This is a genomic window from Solirubrobacter soli DSM 22325 (genome assembly GCF_000423665.1).
GTDB lineage: Bacteria > Actinomycetota > Thermoleophilia > Solirubrobacterales > Solirubrobacteraceae > Solirubrobacter > Solirubrobacter soli.
The window spans coordinates 223,493-241,757 of the sequence record NZ_AUIK01000010.1 but is presented as its reverse complement, the minus strand read 5'-3'; the positions used below and the strand labels follow the sequence as shown (position 1 = coordinate 241,757).

Genomic DNA, 18,265 nt, shown 5'->3' with positions numbered 1-18,265 from the left:
TGCATACGACTTGCATACCGGGGCCTGACCCCTGCATGCGACTTGCATACCGGGGCCTGACCCCTGCATACGACTTGCATACCGGGGCCTGACCCCGGGGTGCAAGGTGTATGCAAGCCGTTAGTCGCGGGCCTCGAGCAGGGCTTGCTGCAGGGAGGCGAAGAGGCGGCGGGTGCCGGCGATCTCCTCGCGCTCGGCGCCTGTCCGCACCAGCGTGCGCACGCACACCTGACCGAAGCGCTCCAGGAAGGCGTGGCGCTCGAGCAGGGTGGCGGCGTGACCCTGCGCGCGGGTCATCAGGGAGGTGGTCGACTGCAGGGCGCTGGCGTAGACGCCGGACTCGCAGCTCTCGCCGAGGTCGATGCTCCAGTCGAGCAGGTGGCCGACCGCGGCGTCGGAGGCGAACCAGCCCACCGGGCCCTCGCGGTAGATCGCGGCCGCGGCGGCGGCTGCCAGCTGGCGGCCGTGGGCGCGGAGGTTCTCGGCCAGGAGCGGGAGCGGCTCGCCAGGCGGCTCGACCGGTCGCACGGTCGGTCGCACGCCGCTCTCGGCCGCGAGGCGGCGGACGGCGGCGAGCGAGAAGCGGCGGTGCCCGCCCGCCGTGCGCACGCTCGGGATCCGGCCCTCGTCGGCCCAGCGGCGCAGGCGGCTGGGCGAGATCGCGAGGGTGGCCGCGGCCGCCTGCAGCGTGATCTGGCGGTCCTCGGGCATCATCGCCGGCTGCTCCTCCGGCGCGGGGGCGTAGCGGGCGTGGATCTCGACCGCCTCGGAGAGGGCGTCCACGAAGGCGTCGACCACGCGCGGGTCGAAATGGCGGCCGCGTTCCGCGCGCAGCGTCTCGACCGCCTGCTCGACGCTGCCCGCGCTGCGATACACGCGATCGGTGGTGAGGGCGTCGAACGCGTCGGCGACAGCGACGATCCGTCCGGCGAGCGGGATCTCCTCACCCGCCAGCCCGCGCGGGTACCCGGCACCGTCGAAGCGCTCGTGGTGCGAGAGCGCGATCTCGGCGGCGGTCTCGAGCAGCTCGACCCCCGAGCCGGTCAGCATGGCGTGGCCCAGGCCAGGGTGCGCCTCGAGCTCGCGGCGCTCGTTGGGGGTCAGCGCGCCGGGCTTGCTGGTCACCGCGCCTGAGACGGCGGCCATTCCCACGTCATGGAGTCGGGCGGCGATCCGGATGAGATCCGCGTCGCACCCGAGCCGCTCAGCAATGAGGGCGCTGTAGCACCCCATCCGCTGGAGGTGTGAGCCGATCTCCATGCTCCGTGGAGCCTCAGCCATGAACCTACTCCAACGGGTCGACTGCCGTACCGCCAACCAAGCCGTGCTGGCGGGCGATGCGCGCGAGTGCCGCGCGCCCAGTCACATGCAGCTTGGACTGGATCCTCGCCCGGTGCCATTCGACTGTCCGGACGCTCAGATGAACGCGTTCGGCGATCTCCCGATTGGTGTGTCCGAGCGCGAGCAGGGCGAGGATCTCGCGTTCGCGGCGGCTGAGCTTGTCCGGGGCGGCGTCGGCGGCCACGAGGCCGTCCTCGGCGCCGGCGGGCTCGCGGCGGTCTTCCAGGCCGAGCGCGATCACGTCGGCGACGACCTGGATCACGCGCAGCTCGCCCGGCGTGAAGGGGCGCGGCTGCCCGCGCCGCAGCGCGACGACCTGACCGACCACGCGCCCGTGGGCGCGCATCGAGGCGATGAACTCGGCGCCGAGGCCGAAGCGCTCGATGTAGCCCCCGAGGTCGTGACGCTGGCCCGCCGCAACGCGTTGACCCACGAGTGGCCTGAGCGCCTCTACGGCCTCGTCGAGGCGGTCAGAGACGGCGATGGGCTCGAGGAAGCGGCCGTGGAGGAGCGAGACGATGCAGGTGTCCCCGACGACCGTGGAGAGTCGCTCCGCGCCCGCGTTGGCGAGCCGTTCGGCCGGGACAGAGTCCGACGCGACGGCTTCGAGCAGTCCGGTGATGAGCGCGCCGTGCTCCGGCTCGGGAGAGAAGCCATTGGCGCTGACAAGTTCTTCGATCAAGTGCGACGTTGGTGAGGCATGACAGCGTGCTCACTAGATCAGTAGCGGATACTTGACAAACCAACAAGCGGAAGCAATCTTGCTAACCACTGTAAATTTGCGTTGAGATGCGCTGACCGGTAGCGTTACAACCCCGTGGAAAACCCTGGGTTAAGGGCCAGAAAGAAGGAGCGCACGCGCGCGACGATCACGCGGGTCGCCCTTGAGCTGTTCGCCCGTGATGGCTTCACAGCTACCACGCTGGTGGCGATCGCGGATGCCGCGGAGGTGGCCCCGCGGACCGTCTCGACGTACTTCCCGAGCAAGGAAGGCATCGTCTTCGCGGCCTATTCGGAGGCGATCGACCGGCTCGGCGAGCGGCTCATGAACCGCGAACCTGGCGCAAAAGTGGTCACCGTTGTGGGGGAGTGGGCCCGTCGCGAGTCAATCGAGCAGGACGACGTCTCGGCCGCCGCGGTGCGCGCCCGGGCGGTGAACGGCACGGATTTCGCGCGCCTGCGCCAGGAGGCGATCTCCCGCGACCCGGAGCTGTGGGCGCTGGAGCGCCGGCACGTGCGTCCGCTCGCGGACATGCTCGCCGTCGCGTTCGCCGAGGAGCTCGACGAGCCGGGGGACTCGCTGGTCGCGCGGATCGCGGGGGAGACCACGGCGGTCGCGCTGATGGAGGCCAACGCCCGCGCGGCGCGCGGCGATCAGTCGTTCGACGAGCTGCTGGAGCTCGCGCTCGACTTCATCGGCGGCGGCGTCGTCGCTCTAGAGAAATGATTTTATGTTTGCGCTCGCGTAGGATGGGCGCTCGATGTCCGCGTCCGAGCTCCCGCGTCAGCGTTTCGCCCCCGCGAGCGTCGATGCCAGTCATCAGATCGCCCTGGAGATCCGCCGCTATCTCGAGCGCGAGGGCCTGCAACCCGGGGACCGGATCGGGACCGAGCAAGAGCTCGCGACGGAGTTCGGCGTCTCGCGCCCCACGCTGCGCGAGGGGCTGCGGCTGCTCGCCTCCTCGCACCTGATCCGCGTCGGTCGCGGCCGCGCGGGCGGGATCTTCGTCGCCCGGACCCCGAGCGAGGGCATGTCCCGCAACGTCACCGAGTCGATCTCGATGATGCTCGCCACCGAGACCGTCTCGCTGGGCGAGCTGCTGGACGCGCGCATGTTCCTCGAGGTCCCGCTCGCCGGCCTGGCAGCGGCCAACGCGACCGACGAGACCGCGGCGGCGCTGCAGGCCGCGATCGACGAGGCCGCCGAGCACAAGCCGGGGACGCCCCCGTTCAACGACGCCGACAAGCGCTTCCACCAGATCCTCGCCGAGGCCGCCGGGAACGAGCTGCTGCTCGCGTTCACGGGCTGGATCCTCGAGGTGCTCCAGCCGCAGCTAATCGAGAAGATCTCCCCGCTCGTCGATGGGGCGGAGATCCTGCGCCAGCACCGCGACATCCAGCGCGCCGTCCGCCGCCGTCAGCCCGCCGCCGCCGAGAAGGCGATGCGCGCGCACATCGCGTACCTGATGGACATTCAGCGCGCCGCGTAGCGCAGCGCGGCGAGCTCGGCGTCCGTCAGCGGCCACTCGAGCACCCGCTCGACCCCGCCCGGTTTGAGTACTACGGGAACCCCGACCGACGCTCCGGAGATCCCGTACTCGCCGTCAAGCAGCGTTGACACCACCCACGGACCGACCGTCCCGGCGACGATCGCGGCCACCAGCGCCGCGACGCCGGCGCCACTCGTCCACGTCGAGGAACGGTTGGCGTCGAGTGCGACGTGGCGCCGGTACCAGGTGCGGACGAACCCGGCCGCCTCGGCCTGCCGCTCAGCACTCAGCGTCACGGGCTCGCCGTGCACCCGCACGCGGCTGAAGATCGGGACAGCGCGGTCGCCGTGCTCGCCGAGCACCCACGCCTCAACGGCCGACGCGGGCACGCCGAACGACGCCGCGATCGCCGTCCGCAGCCGCAACGTGTCGTTGAGGGTGTAGCCGACGACCCGCCGCCGGTCGCCCAGCGCCCGGGCCAGCCGCGCGGTGAGCGGGTCGACGGGGTTGGTGACCATGACCACCACGCCACCCCAGCCGTCCAGCCGCGCCGCGATCCCGTCGACGATCGCGCTGTTGGCCTCGAGGTAGACCTCGCGTGAGGTGTTGGCGGTGAGCGCCGTCGCGGCACAGACGACCAGCACGTCGACGCCGTCCAGCTCCTCCCACGCACCCGCGGCCACGGACGCGGTGCCGCCGAGGCCGAGCACCTGCTCGAGATCCATCACGTGCGAGGCGACCTTCTCCGGCCGCCGGTCGATCACGACGACGTCGAACGGCTCCGGGCGGAGCAGCAGGCTGAACGCCAGCGACGAGCCAACGCCGCCGGCGCCACCTGCGATCGCGACGCGGCTAACGCTCGAACGCGGCGTCGAACGCCACCGTGGAGGGGGAGAAGTCGGTCGAGCGCACGAACGCGAGCGCGTCCGGGGCGCCCCAGTCGCGGTCCATCCCGGAGTCCTCCCACTCGATCGAGAGCGGGCCCTGGTAGCCGATCCGGTTCAGCGCGCGGAACAGCTCCTCGAAGTCGACGTCGCCGTGGCCGGGGGAGACGAAGTCCCAACCGCGCGCGTCCTCGCCGAAGTTCAGGTGCCCGCCGAGGATCGAGCGACGCCCGTCGAGGCGCTTGATCGAGTCCTTGACGTGGACGTGGTAGATGCGGTCGGCGAACTCGGTGACGAACGCCGCGCTGTCGAGGAACTGGTGCTCGAAGTGCGACGGGTCGAAGTTGATGCCGAAGCCCTCGCGGTTGTCGAGCGCGTCCAGCGTCTTGCGCGTGGTCACGAAGTCGTAGGCGATCTCGGTCGGGTGGACCTCGAGCGCGAACTTGACGCCCTCGGCGTCGAAGACGTCGATGATCGGCGCGAAGCGCTCGGCGAACTCCTCGTAGCCGCGCTCGATCTCGTCGAAGTCGTTGGGCGGGAACGAGTAGACGAGGTGCCAGATCGGCGAGCCGGTGAAGCCGGTGACCGTGGTCACGCCCAGGCGCGCGGCGGCGCGGGCGGTGTCCTTGAGCTTGTCGGCGGCGCGTTGGCGGACGCCCTCGGGGTCGCCGTCGCCCCACACGTCCGGCGGCACGACGCCCTGATGACGCGCGTCGATGCGATCGCAGACGGCCTGGCCGACGAGGTGGTTGCCGATCGTCCAGACGTTCAGGCCGTGGCTCTCGAGCAGCTCGCGACGTTCCTTGCAGTAGCTCGCGTCCGCGAGCGCGGCGTCGACGTCGAAGTGGTCGCCCCAGCAAGCCAGTTCCAGGCCGTCGAAGCCCCAGGCGCCGGCCTTCGCGGCGAGCTCGGTGAGCGGGAGGTCGGCCCACTGGCCGGTGAACAAAGTGACTGGTCGTGCCATAGAGGCGCGAAGCATAAAGCGGGGGGTCCGGGGGGCGGCAGCCCCCCGGTTATTCTCCGGTCATGCGGATCGCGATCGCGGGCGGCGGCCCCGGCGGGTTGTACCTCTCGATCCTCTTGAAGCGGCTCGACCCGGCGCACGAGGTGGTGCTGCACGAGCGCAATGCGCCGGACGACACGTTCGGCTTCGGGGTGGTCTTCTCCGACGAGACGCTCTCCGCGTTCGAGGCCGCCGACCCGGAGACGTACGCGGAGATCACGCGCCGCTTCGTGCGCTGGAGCGAGATCGACGTGCACTACCGCGGCGAGGTGGTCACCAGCGGCGGGCACGGGTTCTCGGCGCTCGGGCGCAAGCAGCTCCTGAACATCCTGCAGACGCGGGCGCGTGAGCTGGGGGTCGACCTGCATTTCCGGTCCGAGGTCGCCTCGCTCGACGGTGACCTGGTGGTCGCGGCCGACGGCGTCAACAGCACCCTTCGCGGCGACGCGTTCGGAACCACGCTCGACCGGCGTCGCGCCACGTATGCCTGGTTCGGCACGCCGCACGTCTTCGAGTCCTTCACGTTCCTGATCGCCGAGACGCCGCGCGGCGTCGTCCAGGTCCACGCGTATCCGTACAGCGACGACATGAGCACGTTCATCGTCGAGACGACGGACGCGCTGCCGCTGGACAAGGCCGCCTGCGAGGAGCTGTTCGGCTACGAGCTGGTGGAGAACCGGACGCGCTGGATCAACTTCGTGACGGTCCGCAACGAGCGCTGGCGGGACGGGAACACGGTCCTGCTCGGCGACGCGGCGCACACGGCGCACTTCTCGATCGGCAGCGGTACCAAGCTGGCGATGGAGGACGCGATCTCGCTCGCGTGGGCGGTCCGCGAGGGCGACATCGACGCCTACGAGGCCGAGCGCCGCCCGATCGTGGAGAGCACGCAGCGCGCGGCGCAGGGGTCGCTGGAGTGGTTCGAGGGGATCTCCCGCTACATGGGCCAGGACCCGCGCACGTTCGCGTTCAACCTGCTGACGCGCTCGCGCCGGATCACCCACGGCGAGCTGCAGATGCGCGACCCGGACTTCGTCGCCTCCGTGACCGGCGCCGTGCCGATGTTCACGCCGTTGAAGCTGCGCGGTCTCGAGCTCGCCAACCGCGTCGTGGTCTCGCCGATGGACATGTACAGCTCGGTCGACGGGACGCCCGGCGACTTCCACCTCGTGCACCTCGGGTCGCGGGCGATCGGCGGCGCCGGGCTGGTGATGACCGAGATGATCTGCACGAGCGCGGATGGGCGGATCACCCCCGGCTGCGGCGGGATGTACGAGCCCGAGCATCTCGCCGCGTGGAAGCGGATCGTCGACTTCGTGCACGAGCACTCGCGGTCGGCGATCGGCGCGCAGCTGGGCCACGCGGGGCGCAAGGGCTCGACGCAACTGCTGTGGGAGGGCGAGGACCAGCCGCTGCCCGAGGGCAACTGGCCGCTGATCGCGCCCTCGCCGCTGCCGTATCTGGCGGGGGTCTCGCAGGTCCCGCGGGAGATGACCCGCGCGGACATGGACGCGGTGCGAGACGACTTCGTGCGCGCGGCGCGGATGGCCGACGAGGCCGGCTTCGACCTGCTCGAGCTGCACATGGCGCACGGCTACCTGCTGTCGAGCTTCCTGTCGCCACTCACCAACGTGCGCGACGACGAGTACGGCGAGGATCGCGCACGGTTCCCGCTCGAGGTCTTCGCGGCGTGCCGGGCGGTCTGGCCCGCCGAGAAGCCGATGAGCGTGCGGATCAGCGCGACGGACTGGGTCCAGGGCGGGTTCGACGGCGACGACGCGGTCGTGTTCGCCCGCCGGCTGGTCGAGGCCGGTTGCGACATCGTCGACGTCTCCACCGGCCAGGTCTCGCCCGACCAGAAGCCCGCCTACGGCCGCTCTTACCAGACGCCGTACGCCGACCGGATCCGCCACGAGGCGGGCATCCCGGTGATCGCGGTGGGCGCGATCTCCAGCTACGACGACGTCAACACGATCATCCTCGCGGGCCGCGCCGATCTCTGCGCGCTCGCCCGTCCGCACCTGTGGGATCCGCACTGGACCCTGCACGCCGCCGCCGATCAAGGAGTCGACATGCACTGGATCCCGCAGTACCGGAGCGGCTCGCGGCCGCCGCAGACCGGGAAGGACGTGCGGCGGATGCCGATGCGGCGGTTCGAGAGCGGGGTGCCCGCGTGAAGGTCGTCGTGACGGGCGGCAAGCGCGGGATCGGGACGGCGATCGCGGCGCACTTCGAGGCGGCCGGCCACGAGGTGCTGCCGTTGAGCAGCGCGGACCTCGACGTGACCGACGAGGACGCGGTCGCGCGGGTGTTGGGCTCGCTCGAGGTCGACGTCCTCGTCAACAACGCGGGCGTCTCCTCCAGCGCGCCGGTCAAGCGCACGACCTTGGCGGAGTGGGAGCGCCAGATCGGCGTCAACGCGACCGGTGCGTTCCTGTGCACGCGCGCGGTGCTGGAGGGGATGCGCGAGCGCGGGTTCGGGCGGATCGTGACCGTCGCGAGTGCCGCGAGCCACGTCGGCTCGCGCTACACGTCCGGGTACACGGCCTCCAAGCACGCGGTGCTCGGGTTCATGCGGTCGGTCGCCGCGGAGGTCGCCGGGACGGGCGTGACGGCCAACTCCGTCTGTCCCGCGTACGTGCGCTCTGACATGACCGACGCGACGATCGCGAACATCGAGAAGCGGACCGGCCGCGACGACGGCGAGGAGGCGCTGGCGAAGATGGCCGCGCTGGGGCGGCTGATCGAGCCCGAGGAGGTCGCGTTCGCGGTCGCGTTCTTCGCGGCGCCGGAGGCCGGGGCGATCAACGGGCAGTCGCTGATCATGGACGGCGGGGGGATTCAACAGTGAGTTTCGGTTGGGACGTCCGCGACGGCGTCGGCTTCGTCACGCTGATCGGCGCCGAGCGCAAGAACCCGTTGACGTTCGAGTCCTACGCGGCGCTGCGCGACCACTTCCGCGAGCTCGTCTACGACGATGACGTCAAGGTCGTCGTGATCGCGGGCGAGCAGGGGAACTTCAGCTCAGGCGGGGACGTGCGCGACATCATCGGCCCGCTGACCGAGATGGACATGCGCGGCCTGCTGCGCTTCACCCGCATGACCGGCGACCTGGTCAAGGCGATCCGCGGCTGTCCGCAACCGGTGATCACCGCGATCGACGGGGTGTGCGTGGGCGCGGGGGCGATGATCGCCACCGCGTCGGACATCCGGCTCGGCACGCCGCGCGCCAAGGTCGCGTTCCTCTTCACGCGCGTGGGGCTCTCCGGGGCCGACATGGGCGCGTGCGCGATGCTGCCGCGGATCATCGGCCAGGGCCGGGCCGCCGAGCTCTTGTTCACCGGGCGCTCGATGGGCGCCGAGGAGGCCGAGCGCTGGGGCTTCTTCAACCGCCTCGCCGACCCTGTGGAGGACGCGGCGGCCGAGTTGGCGGCGTCGCTGGCGAGCGGACCGACGTTCGCGCACGGCATCACCAAGACGATGCTCGACCAGGAGTGGGACATGTCCCTGCCGGCCGCGATCGAGGCCGAGGCGCAGGCGCAGGCGATCTGCATGCAGACGCGCGACTTCGAGCGCGCCTACCACGCGTTCATCGGGAAGGAGCGCCCTGTCTTCGAAGGAGATTGACTGGCCGTTCTTCGAGGACCGCCATCGCGAGTTCGCGGCGTTCGCGGCCGCGCATCTGCCCGACGCGCTGGAGGACGACGTCGACGCGCGCTGCCGGGGCTTCGTGCGCGCCCTGGCCCGCGACGGCTGGCTCGAGCACACCGTCGGGTCGCTGGACGTCCGCACGCTGTGCCTCGCGCGCGAGGCCCTCGCCCGCCACGACGGGCTCGCGGACTTCGCGTTCGCGATGCAGGGACTGGGATCGGGCCCGATCTCGCTGTTCGGAGACGCGTCGCAGCGCGAGCGCTACCTGCCGGCGGTCGCGGCGGGGGAGAAGATCGCCGCGTTCGCCCTCTCCGAGCCCGACGCGGGAAGCGATGTCGCGGCGATGACGACCCGCGCGTCCGGCAACCGCCTCACCGGGACCAAGACGTGGATCTCCAACGGCGGGATCGCGGACTTCTACACCGTGTTCGCGCGCGACGAGGCCGGCATCAGCGCGTTCATCGTCGAGGCGGGCGAGGTCGAGGTCGCCGAGCGCATCGACGTGATCGCGCCGCACCCGCTCGCCACGCTGGTCTTCGACGACACGCCCGCCGAGCCGCTCGGCCCGCCGGGCGCGGGGATGAAGATCGCGCTCTCGACCTTGGACGTCTTCCGCTCGACCGTCGGGGCCGCGGCGCTGGGGTTCGCGCGGCGGGCGCTGGACGAGGCGCTCGCACGCGTGCGCGCCCGCCGGTTGTTCGGCGGCGCCATGAGCGAGCTTCCGCTCGTGCAGGCCAAGCTCGCCGACATGGCGCTGGCGATCGACGCCAGCGCGCTGCTCGTCTACCGGTCGGCGTGGGTCAAGGACACGACCGGCGGGCGCGTCACGAAGGAAGCGGCGATGGCCAAGCTGCACGCGACCGAGGCCGCGCAGCAGGTGATCGACGCCGCGGTCCAGCTGCACGGCGCGCTCGGCGTCAGGGCAGGCCATCCGGTGGAGGAGCTCTACCGCGAGATCCGCGCGTTGCGCATCTACGAAGGCGCCAGTGAGGTCCAGCAACTGATCATCGCCCGGGAGCTGCTGCGCTGATGGACACCTACGCCCGCGATCATCTGCCGCCGCTCGAGCAGTGGCCCGACCTGCTCGTGCTGGACGGCCCGGACCGTGTGAACGCCGCGGCCGAGTTGCTGCGCCACGAGGGGACGGCGATCGCCGGCGGCTGGAGCTACGGCGAGCTGGGCGAGCGGGCTCGCGCCGTGGCGGAAGCGTTGGCGATCGAGCCGGGCGAGCGGGTGCTGCTGCACTCGCCGAACACGCCCGAGGCGATCGCGGCGTGGCTGGGCATCCTGCTCGCGGGCGGGATCGTCGTGGCGACGATGCCGCTGTTGCGGGCGGGGGAGATCGCGAAGGTCGCCGCGAAGGCGCGCCCCGCGGTCGCGCTCGCGCCCCGCGCGCTGGCGGCCGAAGTGGCGCGTGCCGGCGAGCTCGCCGCCGCGGATGCGCCCCCCGGCGGCGCGGCCGGGCCGCCCGCCGCCGCGCTCCGCGTCATCGCCCTCGAGGACGTCCCCGCGCGCGGGTCGTTCGACCCCGTCGAGACGGCCGCGGACGACGTCGCGATCATCGCGTTCACGTCGGGCACGACCGGGCCGCCCAAGGGGTGCGTGCACTGCCATCGCGACCTGCTCGCCACGTGCGACACGTTCGCCCGCCACATCCTCGACCCGCAGCCCGGCGACGTCTTCTCCGGGACGCCGCCGATCGCGTTCACGTTCGGGCTCGGCGGGCAGGTGCTGTTCCCGATGCGCTTCGGCGCGGCGATGGCGCCGGTGCCGAAGCCGGCGGACCTGCTCGACACGCTCCGCGCCCACGGCGTCACGACGCTCTTCACCGCCCCGACCGCCTACCGCGCGATGCTCGGCCAGGACGTCCCGGGCTCCCTGCACACGTGCGTGTCGGCGGGGGAGCCGTTGCCCGCGGCGGTCTCGGACGCCTGGTTCGAGAAGACCGGCCTGCGGATCGTCGACGGGATCGGCTCGACCGAGATGCTGCACATCTTCATCGCCGCGCCCGCGAGCGAGGCGCGGCCCGGCTCCTGTGGGCGGCCGGTGCCGGGCTACGAGGCGCGGATCGTCGACGACGGCATGACCACGCTCGCGCCCGGCGAGGTCGGCAGGCTCGCGGTGCGCGGGCCGACCGGCTGCCGCTACCTCGACGACGAGCGCCAGTCGGTCTACGTCCGCGACGGCTGGAACCTGACCGGCGACGCGTTCTCGATGGACGCCGACGGCTACTTCTGGTTCTCGGCGCGGACCGACGACATGATCATCTCCTCGGGCTACAACATCTCCGGCTTCGAGGTCGAGGCGGCGCTGCTCGAGCATCCGGCCGTGGCCGAGTGCGCGGTCGTCGCGGCGCCCGACGCCGAGCGCGGGCACGTCGTGATGGCCTACGTGGTCGCCGGCGCGACGGTCGACGCGCGCGAGCTGCAGGACCACGTCAAGGCGCTGATTGCCCCGTACAAGTACCCGCGGCGGATCGAGTTCGTCGACGCGCTGCCGCGCACGCCCACCGGCAAGGTCCAGCGCAACGTGCTGCGGGAGCGGTCGGCATGAGGCGGCTGCAGCCGCCGGGCTGGCCGGAGCCGCGCGGGTACGCGAACGGCATGGTCGCCGAGGGGCGGCTCGTCTTCGTGGGCGGGATGGTCGGCTGGGACTCGGCCGGGGTCTTCGCGCCCGACCTCGCGGGCCAGGTGCGCCAGGCGCTGCTCAACATCGTCGCCGTGCTCGCCGAGGCCGACGGCCGGCCTGAGCATGTCGCCAGGATGACCTGGTTCATCACCGACCGCGAGGACTATCTCGCGCACCAGCGGGAGATCGGCGTGGCCTATCGCGAGGTCATGGGCAAGCACTTCCCGGCGATGGCCGTCGTCCAGGTGGTCGCGCTGGTGGAGGCTTCTGCGCGTGTCGAGATCGAGGCGACGGCAGTTTTGCCCCTCTGAAGGCTCAAGTCCGTTGACTTGATGTCGTAAGGAACGTAGGGTTCGGCCTTCGGTCCGAGGGTGTGCTTCTGGAGGGGGAGTGTTGGGCATGAGGAAGTCGGTCTTGCCATGGCTGGCGTGCGCGGTGATCGCGGTCATCGTCGTCCCCACGCTCGCGTGGGGCGCTCCCGCGCGTGACCCGCAGCCGCAGCAACCGAAGGCGAACGGCGCGTTCGTCGTCGGCGACAACTTCTACGTGGACGCCAACGGGACGGCCCCCGAGGACAACTCGGTGACGATCAACCCGGGCGACACCGTCACCTTCACCTACCCCGCCAACGGGACCAACAACAGCGTTCACAACGTGATCTTCGACGACGAGGCCAAGCCCACGTCGTGCGTCCAGACCGAGGCCCCTGAGGGCTTCGAGCCCGACACCAACACGGTCGAGCCGCTGCCTGACCACTCGCAGTCACCGGGGTGGGCGGGCGAGTGCAAGTTCAACGCCTCCGGCACCTACACGTTCTTCTGCGAGGCCCACGGCACCGCGATGACGGGCGAGGTCATCGTGACCGGGTCCGTCACGCCGACGCCGACGGCGACCCCGACCGCCACGCCCACCGCGACCCCGACCGCCACCCCGACGAGCACGCCGACCGGAGCGACGATCTCGGGCCACGACGGGGTCCCCAACTGGTGGCAGGACGCCTCCTCCTCCGACACCTCGGACCACAGCGTCACGATCAAGGCCGGCGAGCGCGTGACGTTCAACTACCCGTCGGGCACGAGCGTCCACAACGTCGCGTTCAACACCAACCCGAAGCCGGCGACGTGCGTCAAGACCAAGAACTCACCGTCGTTCCCGGTCAACGACGCCGACACGGTCCCACCGATGCCGGACTCGTTCCAACCCGCGGGCTGGGAGGGCTACTGCCAGTTCGATGCCGCCGGGACATACAGCTTCGTCTGCGGCATCCATCCGGAGATGACCGGCACGGTGGTCGTCGAACCGGTGGCCACACCGACACCGACCGCGACGCCCACCGCGACGCCGACGCCCCCGGACACGAACATCACGGGCGGCCCGCAGGGGCCGACCAACACGACCAACGCGTCGTTCACCTTCACATCCACAGCGGTAGGGGCGACGTTCGAGTGCAAGCTCGACACGCCGTCCGGCGCGGGGACGTACGCGGCCTGCACGTCGCCCGCCGCCTACACCACGACCGCCAACGGCAACTACACCTTCAGCGTCCGCTCGGCGTTCCCGGCGGGCAACGTCGACCCGACACCGGCGACCAGATCCTTCACGGTGGACACAGGGCCACCGGATACGACCATCACCGGCGGCCCGACCGGGACGACGAACCAGACGGCGCCGTCGTTCACGTTCACGTCTGAGGCCGGCGCGACGTTCGAGTGCAAGCTCGACACGCCGGCGGGCGCGGGGACGTACGCGTCCTGCACCTCGCCGCGGTCGTACACGACGACGGCCAACGGCGCCTACACCTTCAGCGTGCGGGCGACCGACGCGGCCGGCAACGTCGACCCGTCGCCGGCGACCCGCTCCTTCACGGTCGACACGGTGGCGCCGGACACGACGATCGGCTCGGGTCCCTCGGGCGCGACGAGCAACGCGTCGCCGTCCTTCGGGTTCTCGTCCGAGGCGGGGGCGACGTTCGAGTGCAAGCTCGACGGCCCCGGCGCCACGACGGGCACGTACGCGAGCTGCACCTCGCCGCGGGCGTACAGCTCGCTCGCGGACGGCACGTACACCTTCAGCGTGCGGGCGACCGACGCGGTGGGCAACGTCGACGCGACGCCGGCGACGCGCTCGTTCACGGTCGACACGGCCGCGCCCGACACCACGATCAACAGCGGCCCGAGCGGGACGACCAACGGCACCGCGCCGTCGTTCCAGTTCTCGGGCACCGAGGTCGGCTCGACCTTCGAGTGCAAGCTCGACACGCCTGCCGGTGCGGGCACCTACGCGGCCTGCACCTCGCCGCAGGCGTACACGACGACCGCCAACGGCGCCTACACGTTCAGCGTGCGGGCGACCGACGCCGCGGGCAACGTCGATCCGACGCCGGCGACGCGCTCGTTCACCGTCGACACGGCCGCTCCGGACACCACGATCAACTCGGGTCCGACCGGCACGACCAACCAGACCTCGCCGTCCTTCGGGTTCACGAGCTCCGAGACCGGGTCGACGTTCGAGTGCAAGCTCGACGGCCCAGGCGCGACGACCGGGACGTACGTGAGCTGCACGTCGCCGCGGGTCGTCGGCCCGCTGACGGACGGCTCCTACACGTTCTCCGTGCGCGCGACCGACGCCGCCGGCAACGTCGACGCCACGCCGGCGACGCGCGCGTTCACCGTCGAGACCTCCGCGCCGGACACCTCGATCACGTCCGGCCCGACGGGCACGACCAACAACGCCTCGCCCTCGTTCGCGTTCACCTCCACGAAGTCCGGCTCGACCTTCGAGTGCAAGCTCGACGGCCCGGGCGCGGCGACCGGCACCTACGCCGCGTGCACCTCGCCGCGGGTGTACAGCTCGCTCGCGGACGGCGCATACACGTTCAGCGTGCGGGCGACCGACAGCCTGGGCACGCCTGACCCGTCGCCGGCGACGCGCGCGTTCACGGTCGACACCGCCGCCCCGGACACGACGATCACGGGCGGCGCGAACGGCCCGATCAACGTCAACAACACGACGATGACGTTCACGAGCACCGAGACCGGCTCGACGTTCGAGTGCCGCCTGGACGGCCCGGGCGCCGCGGTCGGCTCCTACGGCCCGTGCACGTCGCCTCGCATCCTCGGCTCGCTGGCCGACGGCGCGTACACGTTCCTCGTGCGCGCGACCGACGCGGCCGGCAACGTCGACGCCACCGCCGCGTCGCGCTCCTTCACGGTCGACACGGCCGCGCCCGACACGACGATCACGGGCGGCCCGACCGGGACGACGAACCAGACGGCGCCGTCGTTCACGTTCACGTCCGAGGCGGGTGCGACGTTCGAGTGCAAGCTCGACACGCCGGCGGGCGCGGGGACCTACGCGTCCTGCACCTCGCCGCGGGCGTACACCAGCACCGCGAACGGCAGCTACACGTTCTCCGTCCGGGCGACCGACGCCGCGGGCAACACCGACGCGACGCCGGCGACCCGCTCCTTCACGGTCGACACGGCGGCGCCCGACACGACGATCGCGTCGGGTCCGTCGGGCGCGACCAACGGCACGGCGCCGTCGTTCGCGTTCACGAGCTCCGAGACCGGGTCGACGTTCGAGTGCAAGCTCGACACGCCGGCCGGGGCGGGCACCTACGCCGCGTGCACCTCGCCGCAGGCGTACACGACGACGGCCAACGGGGCCTACACGTTCAGCGTGCGGGCGACAGATGCCGCCGGCAACGTCGACGCGACGCCCGCGACGCGGTCGTTCACGGTCGACACGGCCGCGCCGGACACGACGATCAACTCGGGCCCGACCGGCACCACGAACAACGCCTCGCCGTCGTTCGGGTTCACGAGCTCCGAGACGGGCTCGACGTTCGAGTGCAAGCTCGACGGCCCGGGCGCGACCACCGGCACCTACTCGAGCTGCACCTCGCCGCGCGCCTACGGTCCGCTGGTCGACGGCGCCTACACGTTCTCGGTGCGGGCGACCGACGCAGCCGGCAACGTGGACGCGACGCCCGCGACGCGGGCGTTCACGGTCGACACGGCCGCGCCGGACACGTCGATCAACACCGGTCCGAGCGGCGCGACGAACAACGCCTCGCCGTCGTTCACGTTCTCCTCGACGAAGGCCGGGTCGACGTTCGAGTGCAAGCTCGACGGCCCGGGGGCGACGACGGGCACGTACGCGGCCTGCACCTCGCCCAAGGCCTACGGTCCGCTGGCCGACGGCGCGTACACCCTCTCGGTGCGCGCGACCGACCCGACGGGGACGCCGGATCCGAGCCCCGCGACGCGGACGTTCACGGTCGACACGGCGGCGCCGGACACGACGATCAACTCGGGTCCGACCGGCACCACGAACAACGCCTCGCCGTCGTTCGGGTTCACGAGCTCCGAGACGGGCTCGACGTTCGAGTGCAAGCTCGACGGGCCGGGCGCGACGACGGGCACGTACGCGGCCTGCACGTCGCCGAAGGCCTACGGCCCGCTGGTGGACGGCGCGTACACGTTCTCGGTGCGGGCGACCGATGCCGCCGGCAACGTCGACGGCTCGCCCGCGACGCGGACGTTCACCGTTGACACGGCCGCGCCGGACACGACGATCAACTCGGGTCCGAGCGGCGTGACCAACAGTGGGTCCCCGTCGTTCACGTTCTCCTCGACGAAGGCCGGGTCAACGTTCGAGTGCAAGCTCGACGGCCCGGGGGCCGCCACGGGCTCGTACGCCGCGTGCACGTCGCCGAAGGCCTACAGCGGCCTGGCGGATGGTTCGTACACGTTCACGGTGCGGGCGACGGACTCGACCGGCACGCCGGATCCGAGCCCCGCGACCCGCTCGTTCACGGTCGACACGGCGGCGCCGGACACGACGATCACGTCGGGTCCGACCGGCACGACCAACAACGCGTCGCCGTCGTTCGGGTTCTCGTCCGAGGCGGGGGCGACGTTCGAGTGCAAGCTCGACGGCCCGGGTGCCTCGACGGGCACATACGCGAGCTGCACGTCGCTGAAGGCCTACGGCCCGCTGGCGGACGGCTCGTACACGTTCTCGGTGCGGGCGACGGACGCTGCCGGCAACGTCGACGCGACGCCCGCGACGCGGACGTTCACCGTCGAGACCTCCGCGCCGGACACCTCGATCACGAGCGGCCCGACCGGCACGACCAACAACGCGTCGCCGTCGTTCGGCTTCAGCTCGACCAAGCCGGGCTCGACCTTCGAGTGCAAGCTCGACGGTCCGGGCGCGGCGACCGGCACCTACGCCGCGTGCACCACGCCGAAGGCCTACACCGCGCTGGCGGACGGCTCGTACACGTTCAGCGTGCGGGCCACCGACGGCCTGGGGACGCCTGACGCGTCGCCGGCCACGCGGACGTTCACGGTCGACACGGCCGCGCCGGACACCACGATCACCGGTGGCGTGACCGGGACGACGAGCTCGACGAGCCAGTCGTTCACGTTCACCTCCGAGGCGGGGGCGACGTTCGAGTGCAAGCTCGACACGCCGTCCGGCGCGGGCACCTACGCGGCCTGCACCTCGCCGCAGGCGTACAGCACGACGGCCAACGGGGCGTACACGTTCAGCGTGCGCGCGACCGACGCGGCCGGCAACGTCGACGCGACGCCCGCGACGCGGGCCTTCACCGTGGACACGGTCGCGCCGGACACGACGATCACGGGCGGCCCGAGCGGGACGACGACCTCGACGAGCCAGTCGTTCACGTTCACGTCCGAGGCGGGGGCGACGTTCGAGTGCAAGCTCGACACGCCGTCCGGCGCGGGGACCTACGCCGCGTGCACGTCGCCGCAGGCGTACACGACGGCCACGCTCGGGAACTACACGTTCTCGGTGCGGGCGAAGGACGCGGCGGGCAACGTCGACGCCACGCCGGCGACCCGGGCGTTCACGGTCGAGGCGGTCGCGACGCCGACCCCGACGGCGACGCCCACGGCCACCCCGACGGCGACGCCGACCGCCACGCCCACCGCGACGCCGACGGCCACCCCGACGGCGACGCCGACCGCGACGAGCGTCCCGACCGTGATCACCGGCGACGTGCCGCCCACGCTGGCGCTGACGCTCGGCGGGCCGGCGACGTTCGGCGCGTTCACGCCGGGTGTGGGCGCCGACTACACGGCCTCGACCACGGCGGTGGTGACGAGCTCGGCCGCGACCGCGGCCCTGACCGTCGCCGACCCGAGCGACGTCGCGACGGGCCGGATGGTCAACGGCACGAGCGCGCTCGTGAACCCGATCAACGCGCGGGCGACCAGCCCGGTGCAGCCGACGGCGGCGTTCGCGCCGATCACGGGTGCCGCCAACCCGCTGACGCTGCTGACCTACCCGACCGTGATCTCCGCGGACGCGGTGACGATCACGCTGCGCCAGACGATCGGGGCGAACGAGCCGTTGCGGAGCGGGGCGTACACGAAGACGCTGACGTTCACGCTCTCGACGACGACACCGTAGATAAAGGGGCCTGACCCCTTTAGGGACGTTCGGAGCCGCGGCGGTCTAAACCTCCGCCGCGGCTCCCCTGTATTGCAGCTGACAGCTCTCATGTTTTGCGC

Annotated in this window: 13 protein-coding genes; 9 read left to right on the top strand and 4 right to left on the bottom strand. The window is 71.6% G+C overall.

Annotated elements, in window-relative coordinates; genetic code table 11:
- Positions 1–120 precede the first annotated feature (120 nt).
- Positions 121–1,260 (bottom strand): HD domain-containing phosphohydrolase, encoded by a 1,140-nt coding sequence (locus tag G569_RS57730; protein ID WP_169542119.1) that lies wholly within the window; start codon positions 1,258–1,260, stop codon positions 121–123.
- Between the two features lie 25 nt (positions 1,261–1,285).
- Complete coding sequence (locus G569_RS57725) at positions 1,286–2,023, bottom strand: helix-turn-helix transcriptional regulator (RefSeq protein ID WP_053226182.1); 738 nt, start codon at positions 2,021–2,023, stop codon at positions 1,286–1,288.
- 135 nt (positions 2,024–2,158) lie between these two features.
- Here G569_RS57725 and G569_RS57720 point away from each other — a divergent pair, with 135 nt between their 5' ends.
- Together G569_RS57720 and G569_RS0111000 are read left to right on the top strand one after the other, a co-directional pair.
- On the top strand, positions 2,159–2,788 hold the full coding sequence (locus tag G569_RS57720; protein WP_084284681.1) for a TetR/AcrR family transcriptional regulator: 630 nt from the start codon (positions 2,159–2,161) through the stop codon (positions 2,786–2,788).
- Between the two features lie 34 nt (positions 2,789–2,822).
- Positions 2,823–3,551, top strand: coding sequence for a FadR/GntR family transcriptional regulator (locus G569_RS0111000; RefSeq protein WP_028063452.1), 729 nt, complete (start codon positions 2,823–2,825; stop codon positions 3,549–3,551).
- On the opposite strand, the gene G569_RS0110995 is transcribed toward G569_RS0111000, so the two are convergent.
- Complete coding sequence (locus tag G569_RS0110995; RefSeq protein WP_037495873.1) at positions 3,536–4,393, bottom strand: malate dehydrogenase; 858 nt, start codon at positions 4,391–4,393, stop codon at positions 3,536–3,538. The genes G569_RS0111000 and G569_RS0110995 overlap by 16 nt on opposite strands.
- A 10-nt stretch (positions 4,394–4,403) precedes the next feature.
- Complete coding sequence (locus G569_RS0110990) at positions 4,404–5,399, bottom strand: sugar phosphate isomerase/epimerase family protein (protein ID WP_028063450.1); 996 nt, start codon at positions 5,397–5,399, stop codon at positions 4,404–4,406.
- A 62-nt stretch (positions 5,400–5,461) separates the two neighbouring features.
- Between G569_RS0110990 and G569_RS47400 the strand changes: the two genes are divergently transcribed.
- The 7 genes from G569_RS47400 (at position 5,462) to G569_RS57715 (ending at position 18,164) form a co-directional block, all read left to right on the top strand.
- Positions 5,462–7,615 (top strand): oxidoreductase, encoded by a 2,154-nt coding sequence (locus G569_RS47400; RefSeq protein ID WP_053226180.1) that lies wholly within the window; start codon positions 5,462–5,464, stop codon positions 7,613–7,615.
- On the top strand, positions 7,612–8,289 hold the full coding sequence (locus G569_RS0110980) for an SDR family NAD(P)-dependent oxidoreductase (protein ID WP_028063449.1): 678 nt from the start codon (positions 7,612–7,614) through the stop codon (positions 8,287–8,289). Before G569_RS47400 ends, G569_RS0110980 begins: the two co-directional genes overlap by 4 nt.
- Complete coding sequence (locus G569_RS0110975) at positions 8,286–9,065, top strand: enoyl-CoA hydratase family protein (RefSeq protein ID WP_028063448.1); 780 nt, start codon at positions 8,286–8,288, stop codon at positions 9,063–9,065. The genes G569_RS0110980 and G569_RS0110975 overlap by 4 nt, the downstream gene beginning before the upstream one ends.
- Entirely contained in the window at positions 9,046–10,119 is a 1,074-nt protein-coding gene (locus G569_RS0110970) for an acyl-CoA dehydrogenase family protein (protein ID WP_028063447.1), read from the top strand. Before G569_RS0110975 ends, G569_RS0110970 begins: the two co-directional genes overlap by 20 nt.
- Positions 10,119–11,642, top strand: a complete 1,524-nt coding sequence (locus G569_RS0110965; RefSeq protein ID WP_037495864.1) for an AMP-binding protein — start codon at positions 10,119–10,121, stop codon at positions 11,640–11,642. Before G569_RS0110970 ends, G569_RS0110965 begins: the two co-directional genes overlap by 1 nt.
- Positions 11,639–12,028 (top strand): RidA family protein, encoded by a 390-nt coding sequence (locus G569_RS0110960; RefSeq protein WP_028063445.1) that lies wholly within the window; start codon positions 11,639–11,641, stop codon positions 12,026–12,028. Before G569_RS0110965 ends, G569_RS0110960 begins: the two co-directional genes overlap by 4 nt.
- 88 nt (positions 12,029–12,116) lie before the next feature.
- Complete coding sequence (locus tag G569_RS57715; protein WP_028063444.1) at positions 12,117–18,164, top strand: Ig-like domain-containing protein; 6,048 nt, start codon at positions 12,117–12,119, stop codon at positions 18,162–18,164.
- Positions 18,165–18,265: the final 101 nt, after the last annotated feature.

Coding starts and splice junctions, on each gene's coding strand:
- G569_RS57730 (WP_169542119.1), bottom strand. CDS start 1,260: ATGGAGATCGGCTCACACCTCCAGCGGATGGGGTGCTACAGCGCCCTC.
- G569_RS0111000 (WP_028063452.1), top strand. CDS start 2,823: ATGTCCGCGTCCGAGCTCCCGCGTCAGCGTTTCGCCCCCGCGAGCGTC.
- G569_RS0110990 (WP_028063450.1), bottom strand. CDS start 5,399: ATGGCACGACCAGTCACTTTGTTCACCGGCCAGTGGGCCGACCTCCCG.
- G569_RS47400 (WP_053226180.1), top strand. CDS start 5,462: ATGCGGATCGCGATCGCGGGCGGCGGCCCCGGCGGGTTGTACCTCTCG.
- G569_RS0110965 (WP_037495864.1), top strand. CDS start 10,119: ATGGACACCTACGCCCGCGATCATCTGCCGCCGCTCGAGCAGTGGCCC.
- G569_RS0110960 (WP_028063445.1), top strand. CDS start 11,639: ATGAGGCGGCTGCAGCCGCCGGGCTGGCCGGAGCCGCGCGGGTACGCG.
- G569_RS57715 (WP_028063444.1), top strand. CDS start 12,117: ATGAGGAAGTCGGTCTTGCCATGGCTGGCGTGCGCGGTGATCGCGGTC.